The sequence below is a fragment of the Henriciella sp. AS95 genome (assembly GCF_038900055.1).
Classification (GTDB): Bacteria; Pseudomonadota; Alphaproteobacteria; order Caulobacterales; family Hyphomonadaceae; genus Henriciella.
The window spans coordinates 2,491,663-2,516,257 of record NZ_JBBMQM010000001.1 but is presented as its reverse complement, the minus strand read 5'-3'; the positions used below and the strand labels follow the sequence as shown (position 1 = coordinate 2,516,257).

At 58.6% G+C, this 24,595-nt stretch carries 26 protein-coding genes; 10 read left to right on the top strand and 16 right to left on the bottom strand.

Translation table 11 applies throughout. The annotated features are described in order from the left end of the window. Positions 1-4: 4 nt before the first annotated feature. Positions 5-1,513: an acetyl-CoA acetyltransferase gene (locus WNY37_RS12435; protein ID WP_342973708.1), complete on the bottom strand. Its 1,509-nt coding sequence runs from the start codon at positions 1,511-1,513 to the stop codon at positions 5-7. A gap of 120 nt (positions 1,514-1,633) precedes the next feature. Here WNY37_RS12435 and WNY37_RS12430 point away from each other — a divergent pair, with 120 nt between their 5' ends. Together WNY37_RS12430 and WNY37_RS12425 are read left to right on the top strand one after the other, a co-directional pair. Further along, the gene (locus tag WNY37_RS12430; RefSeq protein ID WP_342973707.1) at positions 1,634-2,608 is read left to right on the top strand and encodes a DNA topoisomerase IB; all 975 of its coding nucleotides are present in this window, start codon (positions 1,634-1,636) and stop codon (positions 2,606-2,608) included. A gap of 95 nt (positions 2,609-2,703) precedes the next feature. Further along, positions 2,704-3,465, top strand: a complete 762-nt coding sequence (locus tag WNY37_RS12425; protein WP_342973706.1) for a hypothetical protein — start codon at positions 2,704-2,706, stop codon at positions 3,463-3,465. Positions 3,466-3,493: 28 nt separating this feature from the next. Here the strand turns inward: WNY37_RS12425 and WNY37_RS12420 are convergent, their stop codons facing one another. The 12 genes from WNY37_RS12420 to WNY37_RS12365 all read right to left on the bottom strand — a co-directional run bounded on the left by WNY37_RS12420 (position 3,494) and on the right by WNY37_RS12365 (position 11,235). Next, positions 3,494-3,913 carry an aldehyde-activating protein gene (locus WNY37_RS12420; protein ID WP_342973705.1) on the bottom strand — a complete coding sequence of 140 codons (420 nt, stop codon included), beginning with the start codon at positions 3,911-3,913 and terminating at the stop codon, positions 3,494-3,496. A gap of 19 nt (positions 3,914-3,932) precedes the next feature. Beyond that, positions 3,933-4,265 carry a zinc ribbon domain-containing protein YjdM gene (locus tag WNY37_RS12415; protein ID WP_342973704.1) on the bottom strand — a complete coding sequence of 111 codons (333 nt, stop codon included), beginning with the start codon at positions 4,263-4,265 and terminating at the stop codon, positions 3,933-3,935. Next, entirely contained in the window at positions 4,262-4,891 is a 630-nt protein-coding gene (locus WNY37_RS12410; protein WP_342973703.1) for a CoA transferase subunit B, read from the bottom strand. The genes WNY37_RS12415 and WNY37_RS12410 overlap by 4 nt, the downstream gene beginning before the upstream one ends. After that, positions 4,891-5,595 carry a CoA transferase subunit A gene (locus WNY37_RS12405; protein ID WP_342973702.1) on the bottom strand — a complete coding sequence of 235 codons (705 nt, stop codon included), beginning with the start codon at positions 5,593-5,595 and terminating at the stop codon, positions 4,891-4,893. Before WNY37_RS12405 ends, WNY37_RS12410 begins: the two co-directional genes overlap by 1 nt. A gap of 242 nt (positions 5,596-5,837) precedes the next feature. Beyond that, on the bottom strand, positions 5,838-6,377 hold the full coding sequence (locus tag WNY37_RS12400; RefSeq protein ID WP_342973701.1) for a hypothetical protein: 540 nt from the start codon (positions 6,375-6,377) through the stop codon (positions 5,838-5,840). Positions 6,378-6,565: 188 nt separating this feature from the next. Then, positions 6,566-8,212 carry a chaperonin GroEL gene (groL, locus tag WNY37_RS12395; protein WP_342973700.1) on the bottom strand — a complete coding sequence of 549 codons (1,647 nt, stop codon included), beginning with the start codon at positions 8,210-8,212 and terminating at the stop codon, positions 6,566-6,568. Between the two features lie 54 nt (positions 8,213-8,266). Further along, positions 8,267-8,557, bottom strand: coding sequence for a co-chaperone GroES (groES, locus tag WNY37_RS12390; protein ID WP_342973699.1), 291 nt, complete (start codon positions 8,555-8,557; stop codon positions 8,267-8,269). Between the two features lie 179 nt (positions 8,558-8,736). After that, entirely contained in the window at positions 8,737-9,222 is a 486-nt protein-coding gene (locus tag WNY37_RS12385) for a PaaI family thioesterase (RefSeq protein WP_342973698.1), read from the bottom strand. Beyond that, the gene (locus tag WNY37_RS12380) at positions 9,219-9,590 is read right to left on the bottom strand and encodes a tRNA-binding protein (protein ID WP_342973697.1); all 372 of its coding nucleotides are present in this window, start codon (positions 9,588-9,590) and stop codon (positions 9,219-9,221) included. Before WNY37_RS12380 ends, WNY37_RS12385 begins: the two co-directional genes overlap by 4 nt. A 2-nt stretch (positions 9,591-9,592) precedes the next feature. Next, the gene (locus WNY37_RS12375) at positions 9,593-10,363 is read right to left on the bottom strand and encodes an SDR family oxidoreductase (protein ID WP_342973696.1); all 771 of its coding nucleotides are present in this window, start codon (positions 10,361-10,363) and stop codon (positions 9,593-9,595) included. Between the two features lie 97 nt (positions 10,364-10,460). Next, complete coding sequence (locus tag WNY37_RS12370; protein WP_342973695.1) at positions 10,461-10,811, bottom strand: DUF423 domain-containing protein; 351 nt, start codon at positions 10,809-10,811, stop codon at positions 10,461-10,463. Between the two features lie 4 nt (positions 10,812-10,815). Continuing rightward, positions 10,816-11,235: a PaaI family thioesterase gene (locus WNY37_RS12365; protein WP_342973694.1), complete on the bottom strand. Its 420-nt coding sequence runs from the start codon at positions 11,233-11,235 to the stop codon at positions 10,816-10,818. Positions 11,236-11,345: 110 nt separating this feature from the next. On the opposite strand from WNY37_RS12365, the gene WNY37_RS12360 reads away from it, so the two are divergent. Genes WNY37_RS12360 through WNY37_RS12345 form a run of 4 tightly spaced genes read left to right on the top strand, consistent with a single transcriptional unit; the run spans position 11,346 to position 14,974 of the window. Beyond that, on the top strand, positions 11,346-12,443 hold the full coding sequence (locus tag WNY37_RS12360; RefSeq protein WP_342973693.1) for a hypothetical protein: 1,098 nt from the start codon (positions 11,346-11,348) through the stop codon (positions 12,441-12,443). Beyond that, positions 12,427-13,521 (top strand): FAD-dependent oxidoreductase, encoded by a 1,095-nt coding sequence (locus WNY37_RS12355; RefSeq protein ID WP_342973692.1) that lies wholly within the window; start codon positions 12,427-12,429, stop codon positions 13,519-13,521. The genes WNY37_RS12360 and WNY37_RS12355 overlap by 17 nt, the downstream gene beginning before the upstream one ends. Beyond that, positions 13,518-14,564 carry a phosphotransferase family protein gene (locus WNY37_RS12350; RefSeq protein WP_342973691.1) on the top strand — a complete coding sequence of 349 codons (1,047 nt, stop codon included), beginning with the start codon at positions 13,518-13,520 and terminating at the stop codon, positions 14,562-14,564. Before WNY37_RS12355 ends, WNY37_RS12350 begins: the two co-directional genes overlap by 4 nt. Beyond that, positions 14,561-14,974 carry a hypothetical protein gene (locus tag WNY37_RS12345; RefSeq protein ID WP_342973690.1) on the top strand — a complete coding sequence of 138 codons (414 nt, stop codon included), beginning with the start codon at positions 14,561-14,563 and terminating at the stop codon, positions 14,972-14,974. Before WNY37_RS12350 ends, WNY37_RS12345 begins: the two co-directional genes overlap by 4 nt. On the opposite strand, the gene dgcA is transcribed toward WNY37_RS12345, so the two are convergent. Beyond that, on the bottom strand, positions 14,971-15,948 hold the full coding sequence (gene dgcA / locus WNY37_RS12340; RefSeq protein WP_342973689.1) for an N-acetyl-D-Glu racemase DgcA: 978 nt from the start codon (positions 15,946-15,948) through the stop codon (positions 14,971-14,973). The two genes, WNY37_RS12345 and dgcA, sit on opposite strands and share 4 nt — an antisense overlap. A gap of 102 nt (positions 15,949-16,050) precedes the next feature. Between dgcA and WNY37_RS12335 the strand changes: the two genes are divergently transcribed. Genes WNY37_RS12335 through WNY37_RS12320 form a run of 4 tightly spaced genes read left to right on the top strand, consistent with a single transcriptional unit; the run spans position 16,051 to position 19,509 of the window. Next, entirely contained in the window at positions 16,051-17,181 is a 1,131-nt protein-coding gene (locus WNY37_RS12335; RefSeq protein WP_342973688.1) for an MlaE family lipid ABC transporter permease subunit, read from the top strand. Further along, positions 17,178-17,948 (top strand): ATP-binding cassette domain-containing protein, encoded by a 771-nt coding sequence (locus WNY37_RS12330; RefSeq protein ID WP_342973687.1) that lies wholly within the window; start codon positions 17,178-17,180, stop codon positions 17,946-17,948. The genes WNY37_RS12335 and WNY37_RS12330 overlap by 4 nt, the downstream gene beginning before the upstream one ends. After that, positions 17,948-18,907: an MlaD family protein gene (locus WNY37_RS12325; protein ID WP_342973686.1), complete on the top strand. Its 960-nt coding sequence runs from the start codon at positions 17,948-17,950 to the stop codon at positions 18,905-18,907. The genes WNY37_RS12330 and WNY37_RS12325 overlap by 1 nt, the downstream gene beginning before the upstream one ends. A 2-nt stretch (positions 18,908-18,909) precedes the next feature. Further along, complete coding sequence (locus tag WNY37_RS12320) at positions 18,910-19,509, top strand: ABC-type transport auxiliary lipoprotein family protein (RefSeq protein ID WP_342973685.1); 600 nt, start codon at positions 18,910-18,912, stop codon at positions 19,507-19,509. On the opposite strand, the gene WNY37_RS12315 is transcribed toward WNY37_RS12320, so the two are convergent. Further along, positions 19,510-21,897 carry an ATP-binding protein gene (locus WNY37_RS12315; protein WP_342973684.1) on the bottom strand — a complete coding sequence of 796 codons (2,388 nt, stop codon included), beginning with the start codon at positions 21,895-21,897 and terminating at the stop codon, positions 19,510-19,512. A gap of 86 nt (positions 21,898-21,983) precedes the next feature. After that, a complete protein-coding gene (gene pepN / locus WNY37_RS12310) occupies positions 21,984-24,578 on the bottom strand; it encodes an aminopeptidase N (protein ID WP_342973683.1) in 2,595 nt (864 codons plus the stop codon). Positions 24,579-24,595 lie beyond the last annotated feature (17 nt).

Below are 24,595 nucleotides of genomic sequence, written 5' to 3'. Positions count from 1 at the left end.
TGCGTCAGACGAAATGGAATGTGTTGACCTCGCCGTCCTGCTCCACGCGAACCTTGCGACCGACGGGGCTTTCATTCTCACGCAGCACTTCAAGCGCTGCCGGAGATGCTTTGGCGAGAAAGCGCGCACCACTTTCAGTGCGCCCGAAGACTACGCCATGGGTCGGGCCCTTTTTGCCATGCATGACGGTAAACGTCTCGACTGTGCCGGCGGAAGGCGCAGGATCGATCTCGACTTTTTCTGTCGGCGCGGCGATTTCTTCAACTGGCGTGAAGGTGTCGGGACGGCTCGTTGACCACACGCCAACGGCTTCCTTGGTCATCCAGCCACCATTCGCCAGAACGAGTCCGAAGGCGCCCTGATTTTCTCTCAACCATTCGGTCATGCTGGCAATTCCATGCATGGAGTAATTGTTTCCCGCGCCCCCGAAGAATGGCAGGCCGCCGGTCAGGGTTATCGGACGTGCATCCGCTTCCGGATCGATGCCGAGCTCCTGTATCGATGAGAAAACGGCGCACGGAAAACAAGAGTACAGGTCGAAGGCTGCCATGCCGCCCGGCGTCTTCCCGGCCTGGGAAAGGGCACGCTTGATGGCCTGCTCCATCGCCCAAGAGCCATCCAGTCGCGGACGCTCGGAAATGAAATCGTCTTTCGCTTCTCCAGCCCCGTGAAGGTAGACGCGTTTGTCGGCGGGAATGCCGAGTTCATCTGCCTTGTCCTCTGACATCAGAAGTATGGCGCCGCCCTGATTCACGGCGTCCTGGGCGATATGCCACTTCAGGAAAGGGTCAGCGAACTCATAATTTTCCGGAGACGGCGTTGCCAGAAACTCGACGCTCCGTTCGGTCGGGAATTGGGAGAAAGGATTCTCAGCGGCCACTTCTGTAAACGGCTGGAAGAGCCGCGCCATGGCTTCGCGCTGCTCGCTGCGCGTACGTCCCTCGCGAGCAGCGATCGCGTTTTCGAAAAGCGCATAGAAATATGCTGGCGCGGCAATGCCGTGTTTGATTTCTGTCCGGGTGATCATCTTGCCGCCGAGGCCGCGATCTTCGTATGGCGCCTCGTCGTCATCTGCCCAATCGATGTCGATATTGTTTCTGCGGGCGCTCTTGGAGGCAAGATTGGCTTCCGATCCAGCGACGAGGGCAACGTCAAACTCACCTTCATGGATCCGTTTTGCCATCTCATTGGCAAGCGCCTGCGGACTCTGACCACCGACGTCTGAGTAGATCAGTGTGGACGGGGTGGCGCCAAGATCGCGAGCGAGCGTGCCAGGCAGATTTTTGTTATGCCCATGCGGATGAGGCGCGCCCGGAACCGAATCCTCGAATATCCGAACGAATGTGATGGCATCAACCCCGTCTGCGCCAATACCGGCATCCGAGAGGGCAGCCTTGGACGCTGTCGTCGCAAGGCTAAGCGGTGAAGGGGCGCCGTCAGCACCGTCACTTCCGTCCCAGGTGCTAAGGGCTTGGCCGACACCGACCAGAACCGGCATTGATCCTTTGGCCATAACTAATCTCCCAATCTTCTTCGGTCACATGATTAGCCGTCTGAGGCGCCTCTTCAATCGGTAACGCGACGCCAACAGGCGTGCGCGGAACTTTACGTCTCGGCGTGCAGTTTCTCGAACATGGCTTTCTCGCTCGCCCGTTCTGATGTTGATCCGAAAGACGCCGGCCTCGTCTATGTCGATCCCGGCGAGACAGGCTGGACACGCAAGCCGTATGGCAAGGGCTTTACCTATCAGGACGAAAACGGGCGCACGCTCGAAGGCGAACAACGCGCCCGCGCTGAGGGGCTTGTCCTGCCGCCGGCGTGGAAAGACGTCTGGATCTGCTCAAGGCCGAATGGGCATTTGCAGGCGACGGGCGTCGATGAAGCTGGCCGAACGCAATACCGCTATCATCCGGATTTTCGCGCGCATTGCGAGCAGGTGAAGTTCTCAGACATGCTGTATTTCGGGCAGGCGCTTCCGCGCATCAGGGCGCGGGTACGCGAGACGCTCGACGACCCGGCCGACCATGTCGAACTCGCTGTGGCTGCAATTGTGCGGCTTATGGACAAGGGCGCGGTCCGCATCGGGTCAGAGAAGAGCCGCCTTCAGGGAACGTTCGGAGCGACGACACTCTACAAGCGGCATGTCCGCCAGACCGACGAAGACACGATCCGGCTGCGCTTCAAGGGCAAGGGCGGCAAGCCACAGGACATCTCAATCTGCGATGACGGCCTGAGCAGGGCCGTGGCCGCGCTGCAATGTCTTCCTGGTCAGAGCCTGTTCGACACACCTGACGGCAGGGTTTGCTCATCGCGCGTCAACCGCTTCATCCAGGAGTCTGCTGACGGTGCGTTCACCGCGAAGGATTTCAGGACGTGGGGCGGTTCGGTCGCCGCTGTCTCGGCGCTGAGAAAAGGCGCAGACAGCATCAAGGCCATTTCGGAAGCTGCGGCGGCGCACCTCGGCAATACGCCAACCATCGCTCGCAATTCCTATATCCATCCGCGCGTGATCGAGATGGCGCGCGAAGGCTTGAATCCGGAGGAGGTGTCCGGCCCGGTCAGGCTTAAAAAGAATGAAAGACGGCTGTTCGCTGTACTTGAAGAGTGAGGCGAGCCTCGATTTCCGATCAATCAACCCTTTCAATTTAAGGTAATTGAAGCTCGATCGCGCTTAAGCTTTCTCGCCCGAGTCCGGAGAAAGCGATGCCAGTTATGCCTTCCAACCGCCTTGTCATCTTCCTCGGCCTGTTTCTTGCCGGTTGCGCGACGGCAGCGCTGGTGGGGCAAACACCTCTGATGACACCGAAGTCGGAAAAGCTGCAGATGCGCCTGCCGGAGATGGACGTTGTTCCCGTCAGTCAGGCTGACAGGGAGCGGCTGAGCAACATTGAAAGCGATGACGCCCGGCCACGAGAGCGTGCGGGCCTGCCCGACTGCGGCCTTCCGAGCCGCCCTTTGTCGATCTTTCCAAATCTCGGCGGCGACACGGTCACATTCGGAAAAGCCGGCAGCTTCTATGTCTATGATGTCGGCGACCAGCGTGAAGGCGCTGACCTTGCCTCCCACGACACACTCATCCTGCCGGGACTGCCATCCGAGCCGGAAGTCCTGGTTGGCGAAAATTCCGTCGCCTTCTGCTATGTCGAGCGCGGCATCAGCATTGTGGTCTTCCGGCAGATGTGCGCCGGCACCGACTGGAATAACAGCTTTGAAGCGATCACATTCGATGGCGGGGCGAGCTTTGTTGATCCTGCGCTTCTCGCGCAGCTTGGGCCAGGTGAACCCTATCTCTCGCCAGAGCGCCTGAAACAATTGGGGATCGATTGGCTGGGAGAGAATGCGCTGTCGAACTGGCGGGTGGAGCCGATGCCGGACATCCTGCTCCCATCAGCCTATGCAGTGTCTCAATGCGAAGAAGATACAAAACCTGTACCCGAGACCTGGAAGCCAGGCGCAGCAGATTGAGGGCGCGCGGCGCGGGCCGCTAACACTTTTACCAGGGTGACGCGTCGCTGATCGTCATCGCGTCGCGCCGATAGCCAAATGGCCCTTCGCCGCTCCAGTCCTTGCCGTTCGGGTAGCGAACTTCGACGCCTGTAAGGTCCGCAGCGGCGAACAGCTTCATATTCACGCCAAGGAGGTCTGCGCCGGGGTTCTGCGCCTTGAAGGCGGGCGCGAGTTCGAAGTGCGTCGTCGCCCCGCAGGTCTGGCAGGTGTGGACCTCGACGCCAGCATTCGGCTTGTCCTTCCGCATGAAAGCTGTTGTCTTTCCAGTCGCTGACGCCGAAGCGGACGGATAATATCCCCAGGCTGCGCCTGTCTTGCGGCAGAGGTCGCAATTGCAATCGTGAATGAAGTCTGGCGCGGTCTCGACCGTCACGGTGACGGCACCGCAGAGGCAAGTGGCTGTCATGGGGCGTATCCTTGGGCCGTCAGGCCTTTTTCACAAATTCGGTCTTGAGGCCCATCTGGCCGATGCCGTCGATCTTGCAGTCGATATCGTGGTCACCTTCGACCAGGCGGATGTTCTTCACCCGCGTGCCGACTTTCACGACACTGGATGAGCCTTTGACCTTCAGGTCTTTGATTACGGTGACGGTGTCGCCATCTTCGAGAACATTGCCATTCGCATCGCGCCAGACCTTGGCGTTTTCCGCGTCGGCGGATGGCGACCATTCATGAGCGCATTCCGGACAGACAAGAAGTGCCCCGTCTTCATAGGTGAAGGACGAATTGCACTTTGGGCAGGGGGGTAGTTCGCTCAATTTACGATCTTTGCTTCAGTTTTTTCATAGATTTCGTCGCGGGTGACGCCCGGCGCGATTTCCTTGATTTCAAGGCCGCCTTCGACAACGTCGAAGACGCCGAGATCCGTGATGATCATGTTCACGACATGCTTGCCAGTCAGCGGCAGATTGCATTCGTGAAGCAGTTTCGGCTCGCCGGACTTCGAGGTGTGGTCGGTAATGACGATGATGCGCTTGACGCCCGCGACGAGATCCATCGCCCCGCCCATGCCTTTCACCAGCTTGCCGGGGATCATCCAGTTGGCGAGGTCGCCATTCTCGGCAACTTCCATCGCGCCGAGGATCGCCATGTTGATCTTGCCGCCGCGGATCATCGCAAAGCTCATGGCGCTGTCGAAGAAGGCGGTGTGCGGCAGTTCCGTGATGGTCTGCTTGCCGGCATTGATCAGGTCGGGGTCTTCCTCGCCCTCGTAAGGGAAGGGGCCCATGCCGAGCATGCCATTCTCTGATTGCAGCGTCACCTCGACGCCGTCCGGGATGTGGTTCGCCACCAGCGTCGGAATGCCGATGCCGAGATTGACATACATCCCGTCTTCCAGCTCCTGCGCGGCGCGCTCGGCCATCTGATCTCGTGTCCAGGGCATCAGGCGGTCTCCTTCTTCCGGGTCGTGCGCTGCTCGATACGCTTTTCGAACTCGCCCTGCACCAGCCGGTGCACGAAAACGCCGGGCAGGTGAATGTGGTTCGGGTCAAGCTCGCCCGGCTCGACGATTTCCTCGACTTCCATGACGCAGACCTTGCCGCACATCGCGGCTGGCTCGTTGAAATTGCGGGCGGTCTTGCGGAAGATGGCGTTGCCCGTCGTGTCCGCCTTCCAGGCTTTCACGATGGCGAGGTCTGCGAAGATGCCTTCTTCGAGAATGTACTTCTCGCCGTGAAATTCCTTCACTTCCTTGCCTTCACCGATCTGCGTGCCATAGCCGGTCTTGGTGTAGAAGCCGGCAATGCCTGCCCCGCCGGCGCGCATGCGTTCGGCCAGCGTGCCTTGCGGGTTAAACTCCAGTTCGAGTTCGCCGCCGAGATACTGGCGCATGAATTCCTTGTTCTCGCCGACATAGGACGAGCCCATCTTCTTGACCTGCCGGCTTTCCAGCAGGACGCCGAGACCGAAGCCGTCGACGCCCGCATTATTGGAATAGACGGTCAAATCCTTGGTGCCGGCCTCGCGGATCGCGGCGATGGAAAGCTCAGGGATGCCGCAAAGGCCGAAACCGCCTGCAGCGATTGTCATGCCATCAAACAGAACGCCGTCGAGAGCGGCGGCTGCGTCTTTGTAAATCTTGCTCATGACGAGGTGTTAAAGCATGGCCAGCGCAGGGCGCAAGGGACACTTGCGTGCAGACAGATTGAACACATTCGATCTGCTTATCGCACGGCAAGCTTTGCGCGAAAAAAGGTCTGAAGCCGGGCGACCAGCGTCGTTGCCCGAGGAGCAGATGTCACATCATTCAGAGCCGTTGAGTGTCCGACAACGGAGCTTAAAGCAGGCGCATTTAGGTCGCCAAGACCTCGAAGGCGCTCGAACCTCGTCTAGCGCTTGCCGCGCATAAGGTCCGACATGTCCTTCGCGCCGATCGCTTCGTCATTACGTTTTCCGGGGAAAGCGCGTTCAAGCGCATCGCTGAGCGCGTCCTCTGCAGAGCGCTCAATGATCCCGACCTGACAGATGCGATTGCTGTCGTGATCACAGATAATGACGTATTTTGTATGCGTTATGCGCGCACTTATCTGGGAATCGTCGCTCGCGCCGGACATCGCGTGGGCCGTTTGCGGCGATAATAGCTCCTGAGATATCGTCCCGACAAACCAGGTGCCGACGTCATCGAATGAGCGGATGTCCAGTCCGGTCTTGCGGTCATGGACGATCAGTTTGCGGTCATCGAAGTCCAGTCCGATGCCGGTCGCGCCATAAGCGTGGACGAAGTCGGGTGACCGTCCCGTGGCTGCTTCCATTTCCGAGGTGGCCTTGGCCTTGGCGCCTGCGCCCTGTTTGGCGGCAATCCAGCGTATGCCGAAAATGAGCAACATCGCCACAACGCCGGCAGCAGCGTAAAAAATGATATCGGACATTGTCAGCCTTTCAATTGAACGTCAGGGGCCAGCGAATCATTTCGTAGCGTTCCTGCGATACATTATTCGCATGGCTGGAGCATCATTGAAAACGTGGATCGGGCAAGCATCGTTTTAGCCTCGATGACAAAGAAAAAGGGCGGCACACAAGGTGCCGCCCTTTCCTTATCTGGATGTGGTTGCTGAGCTTAGAAGCCCATGCCGCCCATTCCACCCATGCCGCCCATATCAGGCATTGCAGGGGCGTCGCCTTCTTTCTTCGGAGCTTCGGCAATGCCGGCTTCCGTCGTGATGAGAAGGCCAGCAACCGACGCGGCGTTCTGCAGGGCAGAGCGCACGACTTTCGCTGGGTCGATGATACCCATCTTGTACATGTCGCCATACTCTTCGGTCTGGGCGTTGAAGCCGTAGCCGCGATCTTTTTGGGCCAGGATGTTCGCAACAACCACCGAGCCTTCGAGGCCAGCATTGTTGACGATCTGACGGATCGGAGCTTCGAGGGCACGGCGGACAATGTCCACACCGGCTTGCTCGTCGGTGTTCTCGCCTTTGGTGTCGATGTGCTGTGCTGCGCGGAGGAGGGCAACGCCGCCGCCAGGGATCACGCCTTCTTCGACAGCTGCACGCGTTGCGTTCAGCGCATCGTCGACGCGGTCCTTGCGCTCTTTCACTTCGACTTCGGTCGCACCGCCGACCTTGATCACGGCAACGCCGCCAGCGAGTTTCGCCAGACGCTCTTGCAGTTTCTCACGGTCATAGTCGGAAGAGGTGTCTTCGATCTGCTTCTTGATCTGGCCGACGCGGGCTTCGATCTCGTCCTTGGTGCCAGCACCGTCGACGATGGTCGTGTTGTCCTTGTCGATTTCGACTTTCTTGGCCGTGCCAAGCATGTCGAGGGCAACGTTCTCGAGCTTGATGCCGAGGTCTTCGGAGATGACCTGGCCGCCTGTGAGAACTGCGATGTCCTGCAGCATGGCTTTGCGGCGATCGCCGAAGCCAGGTGCCTTCACAGCAGCAACCTTGAGGCCACCGCGTAGCTTGTTCACGACGAGCGTTGCGAGCGCTTCACCGTCGACATCTTCAGCGATGATGAGCAGTGGACGCTGGGACTGAACGACAGCTTCGAGGATCGGAAGCATCGGCTGGAGCGAGGAGAGTTTCTTCTCGTGCAGCAGGATGAATGGATCTTCGAGTTCGACAGACATCTTGTCCGGATTGGTCACAAAGTATGGGGACAGGTAACCACGGTCGAACTGCATGCCTTCAACGACATCGAGTTCGGTTTCGAGGGATTTGGCTTCCTCTACCGTGATGACGCCTTCATTGCCGACCTTTTCCATGGCCTTGGCAATCATGTCGCCGATTTCCTTGTCGCCATTGGCGGAGATTGAACCGACTTGCGAGATCTCGGAGTTCTCTTTGACCTTGCGCGAGTGATGCGCGAGATCGGACGTGACTTCCAGAACGGCTTTGTCGATACCGCGCTTCAGGTCCATCGGGTTCATGCCGGCGGCGACGCGCTTCATGCCTTCGCGAACGATCGACTGGGCGAGGACCGTTGCAGTCGTCGTGCCGTCACCTGCGACGTCGTTTGCCTTGGAGGCAACTTCGCGCAGCATCTGTGCGCCCATATTCTCGAACTTGTCTTCAAGCTCGATCTCTTTTGCTACGGTGACGCCGTCCTTCGTGGTGCGTGGTGCGCCGAAGGATTTCTCGATAACCACGTTGCGGCCTTTCGGGCCGAGCGTGACTTTTACGGCGTTTGCAAGCGTATCGACGCCCTTGAGCATGCGTTCGCGTGCTTCGGAGCCGAATTTTACGTGTTTAGCAGCCATGTTGCTGTCTTCCTTCCAGAATTTCGTGTTCAGGGATTTGGGGAGTGGTAAAGCTTACTTCTCGATGACGCCGAGAATGTCGCTTTCCTTCATGATCAGGAGGTCCTGGCCGTCGACTTTCACTTCGGTGCCCGACCATTTGCCGAACAGGATGCGGTCGCCCGCCTTGACGTCCATTGGGACGACTTCATTGTCATCGCCGCGTGCGCCGGTGCCGACAGCGACAACTTCGCCTTCCTGCGGCTTTTCCTTGGCGGTGTCGGGGATGATGATGCCGCCGGAGGTTTTTGCTTCTTCTTCAACGCGCTTCACGAGAACGCGGTCGTGCAGAGGACGGAATTTCATTTTCTCTCTTACCTTTTCGTTTGCCCGGTCGGGCAATGTGTTCGCTCGATTAGCACTCAAGTCAGGAGAGTGCTAACGAGGGCTCAGGTAGGGGTGTGCAGTGCCCGCGTCAACACTTCAAAATGTGAAATTGTCGCCAGTGCGCATCGTCGGGCAGGGTGCCGCCGCTCATGCCGGTCTTAGCGCTGTGCGTGAATGGCCTCGATGGTTCGAATGGCTTTCCAGGCAAGTACTTTGGCCGCGAGTTTTCCGTCGGCATTTCGCCATTCGGCTTCGACATAACCGGTTGTTCGAGACCGATTGATGACGTTCGCTTCGATGGTGATGTCGCCATGCGAGACCGGGCGGAAAAACTTGATTTGCAAATCCTGCGTGGTGAAGGCTTCGCCATCCTTGAGGGCCGAGAACATGCAGATGGAGACGACATGGTCCGACAAGGCGCCGACCCAGCCGCCGAAGGCGCGCTCAGGCTGAACGTCGTGGGAGCCATCATTCGGCCAGATATAGTGGACATATCCTGGCTCGATCTTCTTCAGCCAATGCTCCGGCATGATGCCGAGTTTCTGAAGCCCTTTCGGCTTTTGCGACCAGTTGCCGGATGTGACGCCGCCAAGAAAGCCCTGAAAGAGTGGGGAGAAATCGTCTGGATTGTACTCAACAGTCATACAAGGCGCGCTCCATTGGGCACGGGACTGTCGGTGCCGCCAAGGACGATGGCGCCGCGATCATCAGGGAAACCAAGCGTCAGAACCTGCGACATGAACTTGCCAATCTGGCGAGGCGGGAAGTTGACGACGGCCATGACCTGCCGACCGATCAACTGGTCCGGGTCATAGTGTTCGGTGATCTGGGCGGACGACTTCTTCTCTCCAACGCCGGGTCCGAAGTCGATGAGAAGGCGGATCGCCGGCTTGCGCGCGCCCTCCAGCGGTGCCGCCTCGAGCACAGTACCGACACGAATGTCGAGCTTCCGGAAAGTATCAAAATCGGTTTCCGCTTCTGGCGGATTACCGGGCAGGTCAACCTTGTGCATGTCTAAACGATCACCGATCCGCCATCGACCACGATCATCTGGCCGGCCATGTATTTGCCAGCGTCGGATGCAAGAAAGATCGCCGCCCCGGCAATATCAACCGGGTCGCCGATGCGGCGCATCGGGGTGCCGCCTTCGATGCGTTTCACATTCTCCGGATTCTCCCAGAGGGCGCGTGCAAAATCTGTCTTGATAAGGCCGGGGGCGACGCAGTTCACACGAATATTGTGCGGGCCAAGCTCGATGGCGTAGTTGCGGGCGAGCTGAAAGTCTGCCGCCTTTGAGATGTTGTAAGCGCCGATAACGGGCGAGCCTTTCAGACCACCAATTGATGAGATGATGACGATGGCGCCGTCCTTGCGCTCCTTCATCTCCGGGGCGACCATCTGGATCAGCCAGTGATTGGAGATGATGTTGTTCTGCAGGATCTTCTCGAACTTTTCGTCCTCGATCTCTTCCATCGGACCGTAATAGGGGTTGGAGGCCGCATTGCAGACCAGAATGTCGATCTTGTCGAAGGCCTTGCGTGTCTCGTCGACAAGCGTCTGAAGCTCTTCCTTTGACGAGATGTTCGCCGGGACGGAAATCGCGGTGCCATCGCCATGCTTGTCATTGATTTCCTTGGCGACGTCCTGGCACGGACCGGGTTTGCGCGAAGAGATCACGACCTTGGCGCCTTGCTCTGCCATCTCTTCGGCGATGGATTTACCGATGCCGCGTGATGAGCCGGTAATGACAGCAACTTTTCCCGATAGATCGAAAAGACTGGCCATGAGGTCCTCCGTTTATTTCACATGTGCAGTTTCTCGCCGCACCATATTCAAAACGCGCGTGCTGCCAATCCCCGCGAACCGGGTTGAGATGGAAATTTCAGCTGCGCAGGGCAGCGAAGGCAAAGAGCGCCCAGCCGGCAAGAAGAGCAAGCCCTCCAAGCGGCGTGATTGCGCCGAACCAGCGAGGCGCGCCGAGGGCCATGGAATAAAGCGTTCCGGAAAAGATGAGCGCGCCGATCACCATCACCCAGCCACCTGTGGAGAAGAGGCCGGTGCGACCGCTGAGGCCTGCAGCAAACACTGCGACAGCGTGGACGAGAAGGTAAAGCGTCGCGGTTTCCCACCAGCCGCGCGTTTCCGGCGTGAAACGACCCGACATGCCATGCGCACCAAACGCACCGAGGGCGACTCCGGTGAAGCCGAGAATTGCTCCGATAGTTGCCTGCATCTGCTCAGCCCTCCTGCGGAATTGAATAGGTCACGATGGCGTGACTGGACGTCTTGTCGGAGCCTTCGGCGCGAATGTCCACTTCGATGACGGCAAGTGTGCGACCGAGCTTCATCAGCCGACCGTCGGCGATCACGGCCTCGCCAATGCAGGGACGAAGAAAATTGATCGAGAGATTGCTCGTCACAGCCATGGGCACGATGCCGAGCTTGGTAAAGATTGCGAAATAGGCGACGCTATCGGCCATCGCCATCTGTGTGGGACCAGAAATGTAATTCCCGGGGCGCAACTGCTCGGGACCGGCCTTCATACGCAAAATTGCCCGACTATCCTCCATCGCAATGACGGTCGACCGGTTCTGCGCGCTGTTGAACGCCTCGTCCAAAAATGCATTCGCTTCATCGACGCTCACCTTTGATGTCATCGACTTTATCCTTTTCCGCGCGCCGGAGATTGATCCGGCCTCTTCTATCCGACACTCTAGGACCATGACGGGGCCCGCCAAGAGGTCACGCAGAGAGAGGAAAGCCATACATGCTCACCTGGGGCGACGAATACCCGATCCACCAGACGCCAGAGCCCGTCTGGGTCGCGGGCACTGACCGGAATTTCTATGACCGCTACTTCTTCAATGGCTATTCGAAAGACGGATCGGTCTTTTTCGGCGCGTCCTTCGGTGTCTATCCTCATCTCAATATCATGGACGGCGCATTCTCCGTCCTGAAAGATGGCGTCCAGACGTCCGTGCACCTGTCGCGCATCATGAACCATGAGCGGATGGATGTTCGCGTCGGGCCGATGAAGATCGACGTGCTTCAACCGCTTCATTCGGTGAAGATCACCCTCGACGAGGCTGAAGGCATTTCGGCAGAACTCACTTTTGAGGGCCGCCACTTCCCGGTCGAGGAGCCGCGTTTCCAACGGCGCAATGGCTCGCGCACCGTGATGGACGTGACCCGGATGACGCAGAATGGCCGCTGGACCGGCTGGATCGAAATCGATGGCGAACGGATTGATGTCGACAGCTATTACGGGACGCGAGATCGCAGTTGGGGCATTCGCCCGATCGGCGCACAGGACGCACAACCGGTCATTCCAGAGAAGCCCTTCCAGTTTTACTGGGTGTGGACGCCGTTGAACTTCCCGAGCCTGTCGCTTTACTTCCATGTGAACGAAGACGAAAAGGGCGACAGCTGGAATACGCGCTCGGTTCTCGCAATGGATGGGGCGGATGCTGACAGCCTTCTTCATCTTGATGCGCCGAAATTCACCGCCGAGTACGACGTGGGCACGCGCCGCGTCCGGAAGGGAACGCTGGCTGTTACCGATGGGCATGGGCGCGAGCACAAGGTCCATTATGAACCCATCGCGACTTTCCAGATGAAGGGCCTCGGCTACGGCCATCCGCAATGGGCTCATGGCGTCTACAAGGGCGAATACGCAATCGAGCGAGAAGACTTCAAACCGGACGTCATGCCATGGAACCAGCCAGATAATCTTCATGTCCAGGCGATCAGCAAGGTTCGTCACGAAGGCCCAGGCGGACTTTCGTCAGAAGGTATAGGGGCCCTGGAACAGCTCTTCATCGGCCCCCATGAGCCATCAGGATGGAAGGATGTCCTTGATGCTTGACCGGCGCGGCGTTCTTCTTGGCCTGTCAGGCGGCCTTCTCGCCGCTTGTACGACCACCGGACGCCCGACGATTTCCGGCTATGAAGCCAGCGCGGCGCCGTTTTACCCGGTCGATGTGCGGCCAGAGCGGATCAAGGAAATTGTGGTCGGGCTTCGTCCCGGCCGCGATGGTGGTTTCAGGCTGGAAGCTGAGCCATTCGGCGACAAGATTTTGGTCCACAATTACGGCCATGAAGGCGATGGGGTCACCTTGTCCTGGGGCTGCGGGACATTGGCGTCTGAACTGGTTGCGCACACTGGGGCCGACGACGTTGCTATTGTCGGTGCGGGCGCGCAAGGCCTGACAACGGCGCTCATCCTGTCGCGGATGGGCAAGCGCGTGACGGTCTATGCCGACAAGTTCCACCCATACGTGACATCTAATGTGGCAGGGGCGCTGATCCTGACAGCGGCGTCCTATGGCGATGTTCCGATCGACACGGTTGCGCGGGTGAATGCACTCGCACGGACGGGTTTCGACCAATACGAAAACCAGCCTGGAACAGGCGTAACGCGGGTCAGACATCATTATCTTCAGCGACGTCGGCAAGACCAGGCTGAACCGGGCGAGAAGACGCTGTTCGGCTGCCCGTTCAATTCGGTCACGCATCCAACAATGATCGATATGAGCCTCTACCTGCCATATCTCATGAAGCAGGCGCGGGATCTGGGCGCGATATTCTACACCAAGCGGTTTGAGAGCCCGACAGAATTGAGTGCGCTTAGCCAGCCGGTCATCGTAAATTGTACCGGCCTGGGGGCAGGTGCGCTGTTTGGTGACGAAGCGGTGCACCCGGTTTGGGGACAGCTGGTCCGTCTGCATCCACAGCCTGAGATCGACTATTCCTACGTTGCGCACGCTGGAGACGGACAGCTTTACATGTTCCCGCGCGAAACAAGCATCGTGCTCGGCGGGTCTCGCCGACGGGATGTGTGGTCGTTGGAGCCTGATCCGACTGAAACACAACGTCTTCTTTATCAACATGGAAAACTGGCCGAGCGCGCCCGGCGTATCGTGTCGATGAAGGTGGCCGCATGACAGAGCAGGATCTTGCCGCGAAATTCGCCGCCTACGCAGAAGGTCAGATCCCGGGCGCGCGCAATCTTCGTGTGACGGCAATCAACCGCATTCACGGTGGCGCGAGCCGCCAGACCTATTCCATAGACATCGCTTATGAAGACGCGACAGGGCCAAAGGTCAAAGGCGTCATCCTGCGGCGTGATCCGCCGGACAGCTTGATTGATACCGAACGCCGCGTCGAATTTGCTGCTATACGGTCGGCCTTTGGCAAAGCCGACATTCCGGTGCCCGAAGCACTATTCCTGGAAACCGACTCCGATGTGCTTGGCGCGCCCTTTTTTGTCATGGGACGCCTTGAGGGCGGAACGCCGCTCAATCCGTTCAAGATCGAAGAGGCAGATCCGCATGGTGCGGCGCTTGGCCGTGATTTCTTTCGATATCTGGGCGCCATTGCGTCTCTTGATATTGAAGCCGCGCCGATCTGTCGGGAGATCGACACCCCTGCGCCCGATGCATGTTGGAAAAGAGAGCTGGATTACTGGGCCAAGGAAATCCGCGAAAATGCCCGCGAGCCTCAGCCCGTCGCTGAAGCGGCGATCCGTTATCTGCGGGCCAATCCGCCGCCTGCAGCGCAAAAGTTGTCTCTGGTGCACGGCGACTACAGGACGGGCAATTACCTACAGGACGGGGAAGGGCACATCACTGCCATCCTGGATTGGGAGATGGCCCATTTAGGCGACCCGTACGAAGACCTCGCATGGGCGACAGACTTGCTTTGGTGCGGCAATGACACCGAGCGTGCTGCTGGTCTGCTGCCGTGGCCAGAAGCAATTGCCATCTGGCAGGATGCATCCGGATGTAAGTTTGATCCGGCCGCATTTGAATGGTGGAGTCTTTTTGCCCATCTCAAGGGCCTTGGAATCTGGATCAGCTCGGCAAGGGCTTTCGCCGACGCCAGGAATGATGATCCCATCCTCGCTTTTTCAGGCTGGTTTACCCATTGTGCCCATGAGCTGATGCTCGCCCACCGCCTGGCGGCGAAAAATGGAGTGGCGATTTGAGCGACATTGCGATGATCCTGAAGCGCATCGGCGCAACGCTGGCGACCGACGTCGCGCCGCGCCTGGAGGGCAGCTATGCCAGCGGTCACGCCGCCATGTCAGGGGTCCTGGCGAGTATGGCCGGGGACCTTTGGAACAAGCAGGCTGACCTGTTGGTAAACGAAATAGCTGGCTTGCGGACGCTGCTGGAAGCGGGCGGAGTGGACGATGACACCCCAGAGGCACCATCGCTGAAAATCGATGACCTTACGGCCACGCGGAATGTACTGGCTGAGAAGCTGATTGAGCTTCAGTCTGGCCTTGAGGGACGCGACGATGAATCCGCCAGCACGCTCAACACTCAAATCTGGGCGCATCTTGTGGCGACCAGCGCGGCCCGTATGCCTGCGCCGCCACGATTTGAAGATTAGCCCCACAACTCCGGTTTGGGGGGATGGACACGGCCATCAACGTATTTGAGGCCATTCGGGACATCTTTGGCGAGCCAGAGCGGTCCGTCGAGATCGACGGCATCAGCAAGGCCACCGAGCAACACGGCCGGCGCCATGCTGATTGATCCGGCGACCATGCACCCGACCATCACGCCCATGCCAGCGGCTTTGGCTTCACGAACCATGGCCAGCCCTTCCGTGAGGCCGCCGGTCTTGTCCAGTTTGACATTCACCACATCATAGCGCCGGGCGAGATCCTGCACGTCCTTGCTTGTGTGGGCGCTTTCATCGGCGCAGATCGCAACTTCCGGCGGACGCCGCATGAGAAGCGCGTCATCGCCATCCGGGAAAGGCTGTTCGATCATGATGACGCCGAGTTTCGCAGCGCGTCTGACAATGTCCGGAAACACGCTGCCATCGAGCGCTTCATTGGCATCAAGGATGAGTTTCGCGTCGGGCCGCGCCGAGCGAACAGCTTCAACGCGGTTCATGTCTTCACGTCCGCCGAGTTTGAGTTTGAGCAGACGTCCATCCGTCATCTTCGCAGCGCGCGCCATGGCTTCGGGACTGTCCAGCACGATCGTAACAGCGGTTTGTAACGGTTGCGGTTCAGGCAGGTCAGCCAGCTCCCAGACAGGTTTGCCCACGATCTTGGCTTCCAGGTCCCAGAAGGCGCAGTCGATTGCACATCGCGCCGCGCCCGGTTTCATCTCGTCTTGCAGCGTCTCGCGGTCCAGACCAGACTCGATCTTAACCTGTTGGCTTTCAATTTCGGCGGCGACGGACGCAACCGTCTCGCCGTATCTCCCATAGGGAACACATTCGCCGCGCCCACGCTTTCCGTCTCGTTCGAGCGTAACCACAATCGTTTCCGCCGATAGCTTCGACCCTCTTGAGATCGAGAAGCTGCGGCCGAGAGGCGAAGAAATTTTCTGGAGAGAAAGTGTCGTCATCGCCCCAAAGGTACCTGATTTCTATTGAATTTCACACGATGCCATGCGGCAAAATTAAAACTCGCCTGTTAAGGTAAACGCCAAGTAGACCTCAAGCCATTTATGTCATCCGACCCAGAGTACGCATATGAAATCGACGGCGACCGTGCTGTCCTGACGCTGAAAGGCGACTGGACAGTGCATACGCTTGGCGATGTCCAGCGTGATCTGGCATCGCAGGATTTCGGCAGTGTCACCGGCCTTGAGGTCGACGTCAATGAGGTCGGCCGGCTCGATACGGCGGGCGCCTACCTGATTGACACTGTAGCAGCTAAAGCCGGTGCCAACTCGGTTGAACCGAGAGGCGCGAGCGAACAGGTTACAGAATTGCTCGAGCAGGCACGCGCCTTGCGCCCCAAGCCGGAGCACGAAAAACCGCAATCCAATCCGCATGGTTTCATAGATCTTCTGGAGCGGACCGGACGTACAGTGGCGAGCTTCGCAAACGAGGCGGTCGACACGCTGGCGTTTCTTGGCGAGACCATTGTTTCCATGCTGAAAATGTTGGTGCGGCCGACGAAGATGCGCTGGACGGCATTGGTCGCCGTGATGGAAGAATCTGGTCTGGATGCCGTCCCGATTGTCGCCTTTCTCTCTTTCTTCGTTGGCATGGTGATCGCGTTCATCGGAGCGACCACACTAGAAGCCTTCGGCGCGACCATCTTCACCGTCGAACTTGTAGGCTTCGCCGTCCTGCGTGAGTTCGGCGTGGTCCTGACGGCGGTCATTCTCGCCGGGCGGACCAATTCAGCCTTTACCGCGCAGATCGGCGCTATGCGCATGCGCCAGGAAGTCGATGCGATGACAACGCTCGGCCTCGACCCGATGGACGTGCTTGTCGTGCCGCGCGCCTACGCCATGCTGATCATGACGCCGGTCCTCACACTGGTCGCAATTCTGTTCGGGATAGGCGGCGGCGCCGTTGTCAGCTGGCTCGCTCTGGACATTAATCCCACGGTGTTCTTTGGCCGGATCCGGGACTTCGTGCCGATCGAGAATTTCTGGGTCGGGATGTCAAAAGCGCCGGTCTTCGGCATGATCGTCGCGCTGATTGGCTGCCGGCAGGGCCTTCTGGTTGGCGGCAGCGTCCAGTCACTGGGGCAATCGACCACGCGGTCAGTGGTGCAGGCGCTCTTCTCCATTATCGTTGTCGATGCACTCTTTGCGATCTTCTACATGGAGCTTGGCGTATGAGTGAGTCCATCGCGATCAAGGTGCGCGGCCTCAAGACAGCCTATGGCGACCATGTCGTTCACGAAAACCTGGACCTTGATGTCCGTGAAGGCGAAGTCATCGGCGTCATCGGACCGTCCGGTTGCGGCAAATCCGTTCTGCTGCGCGCCATTGTAGGCCTGAAGACGCCATCCGCAGGAGAAGTCGAAGTCTTCGGCGAAGATGTGACAGGCGTGGAAGGCGATGAACTCAGCCGCGTCCAGCAATTCTGGGGCATCATGTTCCAGGACGGCGCGCTCTTCTCGAACCTGACTGTCCGCGAAAACGTCATGGTGCCTTTGAAAGAGCATACTGACCTGTCTCTGACATTCATGCGGCAACTTGCCGATATGAAGATCCGGATGTCAGGTCTGGAGACGTCCGCAGGCGACAAATACCCGTCTGACCTTTCCGGCGGAATGCGCAAGCGCGCGGCTCTCGCCCGAGCGCTGGCGCTCGATCCGCCTATCCTTTTCCTCGATGAGCCGACCGCCGGCCTCGACCCGATCACTGCTGCAGGTTTCGACAAGCTGGTGCGCGACTTGCAGCGTTCACTCCAATTAACGGTGTTTCTCGTGACCCATGATGTAGACACACTCGCCGCAACTTGTGACCGCATCGCGGTGTTAGGTGACAGGAAGGTGCTCGCTGTGGGCACGATGGACGAGTTACGCAAGGAAGAGCATCCTTGGATCAAGGAATATTTTGGTGGGCCGAGAGGCCGCGCAGCAACGGCCGGGGTTAAGTGATGGAAACCAGAGCCAATTACGCAATGATCGGCGCTTTCGTGCTGCTGGCAGGTCTGATGGGCCTCGGCTTCGTGCTGTGGCTTGGACAGTCACAGTTCAATCAGGAATACGATAATTACGACATCGTCTTCGAAGGTCCCGTTAGCCTGGAGGAAGGTGCGTCGGTCCGTTATATCGGCATCAAGGTCGGCGAGGTCACGCGAATTGGCATCGACCGCGAGGACGATTCAAAAGTTCGCGCGCGCATTCGTGTCGACGCCGAAACACCAGTCAAAGTCGACTCCACTGCGAGCATCGAGTTCGCCGGTATTACTGGCGTCACTTTCGTACAGATCAATGCAGGCTCGCCGAACGCTGGCCCCCTTCGGCGCGTGTCCGGCCAGGATGTCCCAGTGATCGAGGCGATCCAGAGCCCGGTCTCTGAACTGTTCTCCAGTGGCACGGAAGTTATGGGCCGCGCGACGCTTGCACTCGAGCGGTTTGACGACCTGTTGAGCGAAGAGAATATCAATTCCGTCTCGCGGACGATCGAGAACATCGAAACCATTTCGGCCTCGCTGAGCGGGGAGGGCACTTTCACGGCAGACTTTGCCGATGTGCTCGCCAATATCAACGACGCCGCAGAAAGCTTCGACCAGGCGTCCCAGTCGCTCGGTCAATTTGGTAACACGGCTGACTCCGAAGTGACCCGCATTGGCGCTGAAATCTCGCAGCTTCTCGGCGAGCTTGAAGGAATCACAACGACCGCTCGCCAGGGAATCGAAAGTGGAAAACGCGCTGCAGATGCTGCTGCAGACGTGATTGAAGGACCGGGCACGGATGCTGTCGTTGATTTCCGCCTTGTCGCGCAGGATCTTAGAATCCTTATCCGGCGTCTCGACAGTCTAACGCGTGAACTTGAGCAAAATCCGCAGGGCCTGCTACGCAGTGAGCCCGTGCCATATGAAGGAGACCGCTAATCATGCGCTCGCTTACCCCTAAAGTTGGCCTTCTGGCGCTGGTTTGCAGCTTGTCGGCATGTGTTTCGGTTCTACCCGAGCAACCCAAACCGAAAGCGCTGTACCAGATAGGCGGACCTGAATCGCAGGTCTCGCTCAGCCACCATGTTGTCATTCGAGAACCCGACGCGCCGCGTTTGTTTGCCAGTCGAAACATCGCTGTCAAAGGGCCCAATGACGGGCTGCGGATCATTGAGGGGGTGGCCTGGGCCGATCGCATGACTCGCCTGATGCAGGTTGCGATGATTGATGCCTTCTCTACCGACGGCAAAGGGATTGCCGTGGATGACGCGGCCGGTGTCAGCGGCGCGGCGGAACTTTACTGGCGCGTACCGGATTTAACGCTGGAGGGAAACGAAGGGGTTTGCGAATTGCAGCTTACCTTGCTCGACGGACGCTCACGTGAGCCGCTGGCGCAAACGACAGTTCGTGGACGGGCGTCGGCATCTGGAGAGAAAGCGCAGGCCAGGGCGCGAGCCTTGGCGGATGCCGGTCAGGCGTGCATCGCGAAAGGCGCTGAATTCATTGCGCAGGAAATGGCCGCCCTCGACACTGACCAGTGATCAGGCGACGTTGCGGTCGGACCGCACATCGTCCTTGCTGATTGGCAGGAAGAAACTCACCATCGTTCCCTTGCCGACTTCGCTGGCGATCGTGAACCGTCCGCCATGCATCTCGGCAAAGGATTTGGTCAGCGCGAGACCGAGCCCCGTGCCTTCATAGTTGCGCTCACGCGTTTCCTGGACCTGCTCGAAAGGCTGGGCGAGACGCGGCAAATGTTCTTTCGGAATACCGACGCCGGTGTCTCGTACCGCCACGCGCACAAAATCGTCCCGGCGCTGCACGCCAACCATGATGCGGCCGCCTTCATCGGTAAATTTGATTGCGTTGGACAAAAGGTTCAGCACCATCTGGCGAACGGCGCGATGGTCTGCATCGACCTCTGGCAGCCGGTTTTCAGCCTGCAGGGACATCGTAATGCCCTTGTCCTCGGCTTTGCGGCGGATCATGCGTACCGCGGCGTCTACGGGATCGACCAGATCGATCGGCTTAGGCTCGATGGTCATCTTGCCGGCTTCGATCTTGGCGATGTCGAGAATGTCATTGATCATGTCGAGCAGATGCTGACCCGATGTCAGAATGTCTCGCGCGTATTCACCATAGCGCTTGTGTCCGAGAGGACCGTACATCTCGTTGACGAGGATTTCAGAGAAGCCGTTGATCGCATTGAGCGGCGTTCGCAGCTCATGGCTCATATTGGCGAGGAAAGCGCTCTTGGAATCGGCAGACCGTTCGGCTTTGGCCTTCTCTTCATTGTATTTTCGCGCAAGCTCTGCATTTCGTCCCTCAGAGACTTCGAGATCCTGAACCAGCGACTTCAGTTTCTTCTGCTGTCGCGTCAGTTCTTCTTCGCTTTTTACATCCTTGGTTACATCCAGCCCGAAGCTGACCATGCCACCGGCCGGTGTCTGGCGTTCAACCAGTTTGATCCACTGTCCGTTGCGAAGCCCTAGAATAGACATGCCGGCATCGTCTGAGCTGGCCCGTTCGTTTATGATATTGCCACTGCGCGCCAACATTACCGTCTCGTGGCTGGTGCCCGGACGAAGGACGCCGTCGAGGCCGAAAGCGGCTTCGAATGACTTGTTCCAGTAGGCCAGGCGCCGATTCTTGTCCCAGAGCGCGAACGGTGAGGGAAATGACTCAATCGCATTTCGCAGGCGTGCTTCGGCAGATTTCTGACGTTCCTGAGTCCGAATGGTTTCGGTGACATCAAAGAGAACGCCTTCAACTTTTGGCATGGCGGAGTCGTCGGAGTAGGCTTGGCTGGCGCGGGCTTCGATCCAGTTCTCGCCGCCCGACATCGATGTGGCGAATACGCTGGAGAAGGGCGTGCTTCCGCGTGCGGCATTGATCGCCGTCTCAAATTGCTGGCGATGGGCGGCATACACATGGCTTAGCAGGTCTGAAACCTTCATCTTGCCGTGCCTTGTCATTCCGAGCAATTGCGCGCCTGTCCTGTCGATGCGCGCCTCCCCCGTTTCCGGCTGAACAGACCACACCCCCAAACCGGCGCTGCCTGTTGGATCAGCGTCAATTGGACTCGAGGATGGCTCGGTAGACGCGATCGTCTGACCGTTCGGGTAATGCGCGTCGCGGCTCATGTTTGAGTACATGCCGATGATGGCGAGCGTTGGGGCTGCCAGCAGCAGGAAGTAGAGCAACAGCTCTATCCCTGTCTCGGCCGTCAGAAGAGGGCTGGCGCGCGATACGCACAGCGAAAACTCAGCCTTTCCAATGTCGACACAAGCCGTCGCAGACCGGTCGACGAGTCCATCATAGCGAAAACCTGATCCAGACTGCAGGATCTTCGACGTTGGTGGTAGAACATCGCGGTTTCCCAGGCTGGCCGTGGCGTCTCCATAGATGCCGACCCGCATCTCGCCGGACATGGACGGTATCCAGCGGTCAGCATTGACGGTGGCAATAATCGCGTTGCCACTCGCTGGAACGTGGACCAGCATCATGCGGCCGTCATTGAGCAGTGTTAGCCGGTCACCCTCAACGAGGAGGGCAGACGCCGCATCAGCGAGCGCGACGACGCCAGCATCATTGGAGGCTTTCGCCTGTTCGAGATCCACCAGGGCATCGACACCGACATCGTTCCTGTCGATGCGCGACAGGCGCGTGCCGTCCCGCAATTTCCGGTCCAGCCGATCGATCACCTGTTCGGCGTTGCGGTTCAGACGTTCGCCCGCAATCAGCGCATCACGCTGCAACAGGCGCAGAGCTTCCCGATCCTGCTTGACGTGGGCGTTCCAGCTCATGAGGCCAAGCGCAACCGCGACCATCAGCAACGTGCAGGCAAGGATGACCTTCAACGATCCATTGCTGTCGGACGAAGCTGCCGGTTTCGACTTACCGGGAGATGTTTTGACTTTGCGTGCCAACGCCCCCGCCTCCGGCGCAATGAGTAAACAGATCGCTAATTAGCCTGCGTAATGCTTGCGCTTCAGTTAATGAGGCTGAGTCGGACTTAGTCCAAAGCGCGAGCGACAATATCCATGGCATTCTTGGACAGCCCGCCGTCGCGCAGGCGCTCAAGAGTCGCTTTGGCGCTAGCCTTGGCCACAGGTTCGAGCTTTTTCCATTGTTCAAAACTCGTCAGCAGTCTCGCTGCGAGGGCCGGATTGCGCTTGTCGGCAGTTTCGATGATGTCCCCGATCACCTTGTGGCCTGAGCCGTCCGGAGCATGAAATTCCGCGAGATTGGTCATCGAAAAGGCGGCGGCAACCGAGCGGACACGATTGGGGTTCGACAGGTCAAAGTCAGGATGCTTCGAAAGGCGCTCCGCATCGGCGGCTGTCCCCTGGCCAGCCTGCACCGCAAACCATTTATCAATCACCAGCGGATTGTCTTTCCACTCTTCATAGAAGGTTTCGATCGCCGCATCGCGTTCATTGCCCTCGATGGGGATGAGAGTTCGCAGGCAGGCAAGTTTTTCCGTCATGTTGTCGGCCTGATCGAACAGGTTCTTGAGGCTGCGCGCGGCGTCGGGAGTGGCAAGCGCACCTGTGAGCCCGATCATCGCTGTACGCAGAGCCCGGATCCCCGCCTGCTCAGCAGACGGCGCAAATGGTTGAGGCGTCGGCTCGGCAAGGATGCGCTCTGCATCTGATTTCAATTCCGTCGCCAGAGCTTTGCGAAGGCGCTTGCGGGCATCGTTCAGGCCTGTTGGATTGACCGGTTCACGCTCCTGGAATAGCTCGCCGATGTCCGGCAGAACAGTCAGAAGCGCGGCGAAAGCCGGATCTGGCGAATTCTGGCGAACGGCATCCGCCAAAGCGCTGACCAAGTCTGCGTCTGGCGGTGACTGTGGATTGTCGAGGAGGCGGAATATTTCGGTTTTCGACAGAGTCTGGAAATTGTCCCAGATGTTGAAGGGGTCTGTCTCTGCAGATGCAAGCTCCAGCAGTTGCTGGGTCGTGAGGTCGCGCTTGATCCGTACGGGCGCACTGAACTCGCGATTGATCGAAAGGAGCGGGCGCTGGGCGCCGTCCTCGAGCTTTACTTCGACCTTCTTCCTGGCTTCATCGAGCACGATAACGGTGTCGCCATCGTCCCAGCCTTCAGCCTCGATCTGGCCGCCTTTTCCATCGAGAAGCGCAGCGCGCAGAGGAATAGGGACAGGCTTCTTGTCCGACTGCTTGGGCGTTGGAGGTGTTTTCTGGGCGAGCTTGAGCGTTAGCGTCGATTTTTTCTCGTCCCAGGATTCGACTATGGACACTTCGGGTGTGCCAGCCTGAGCGTACCAGATACGGAACTGACTGAGGTCACGCCCCGACGCTTTTTCAAAACACGAATAGAAATCCTCGATGGTCGAGGCTGTGCCATCGAACTCATCGAAATAGATCTGCATGCCCTTATTGAAGGCTTCGTCGCCAATCAGAACCGTCAGAGCGCGAATGAGTTCTGCGCCCTTTTCGTAGACCGTCGCCGTGTAGAGATTGTCGATCGATGCGTAAGAATCCGGGCGCACCGGGTGGGCGAGGGGGCCGCCATCTTCGGCAAACTGGCGACCGCGAAGCCGCATCACATCCTTGATGCGCTGAACCGGGCGCGAGCGAAGATCGGACGAGAACTCCTGGTCGCGGAAAACGGTCAGGCCTTCCTTCAGGCAGAGCTGGAACCAGTCGCGGCAGGTGATCCGGTTGCCGGTCCAGTTGTGGAAATATTCGTGGCCGACGATGCTCTCGATCGCTTCGAAGTCGGCGTCGGTCGCACTTTCCGGATTGGCGAGCACATAGGCCGAATTAAAGATATTGAGACCTTTGTTCTCCATGGCGCCGAAATTGAAGTCGCGCACAGCGACGATGTTGAAGACGCCAAGGTCATAGGCGCGGCCAAACCGTTCCTCATCCCACTTCATTGAGGCTTTCAGGCTTTCCATCGCCCATTCGGCGCGGTCGGCCTGGCCTTTGTCGACATAGACGCCGAGGTCGACATGATCGCCATTCATCGTGGTGAACGTATCGCGCCAGACATCGTAGTCGCCAGCGCACAGGGCGAAGAGGTAGGAGGGTTTCGGATGCGGGTCGTCCCATTCGGCATAATGGCGACCATCGGAGAAATCACCGCTTTCGCCCGGCGTGCCGTTTGACAGCAAGATCGGGTATTTTGACTTGTCGGCGTCCATGCGGACGTGGAAGCGGCTCATCACGTCCGGGCGGTCAGGCCAGAAAGTGATGTGCCGGAAACCGGTCGCTTCGCACTGGCTGCAGAAACGTCCGCCCGAAATATAGAGGCCGGAGAGAGCGGTATTGGCTGCCGGATTGATGGTCACGTCGGTTTCGAGCGTGAAGCTGTCAGGCACCGATGTCAGCGTCAGGGTTTCGTCGCCGCGGTCATATTGCTCCAGGTCGAGCACCACGTCATTGAGTTTGATCTCGTGCAGGATCATGCCCACGCCATCGAGCACGAAGTCTCCGGGACGAAGACGATTGACCTTCATCTTTGTGCGAACGCGAGTAGCTTCCGGCTCGAGTGAGAAATCGAGCGATACGCTTTCAATTTCAAACGGGTAGGGTTTGTAGTTTTCGAGCTTTACCGAAACTGGCGTTTCCGTGCGCATACTGCCGTGTCCTTCAA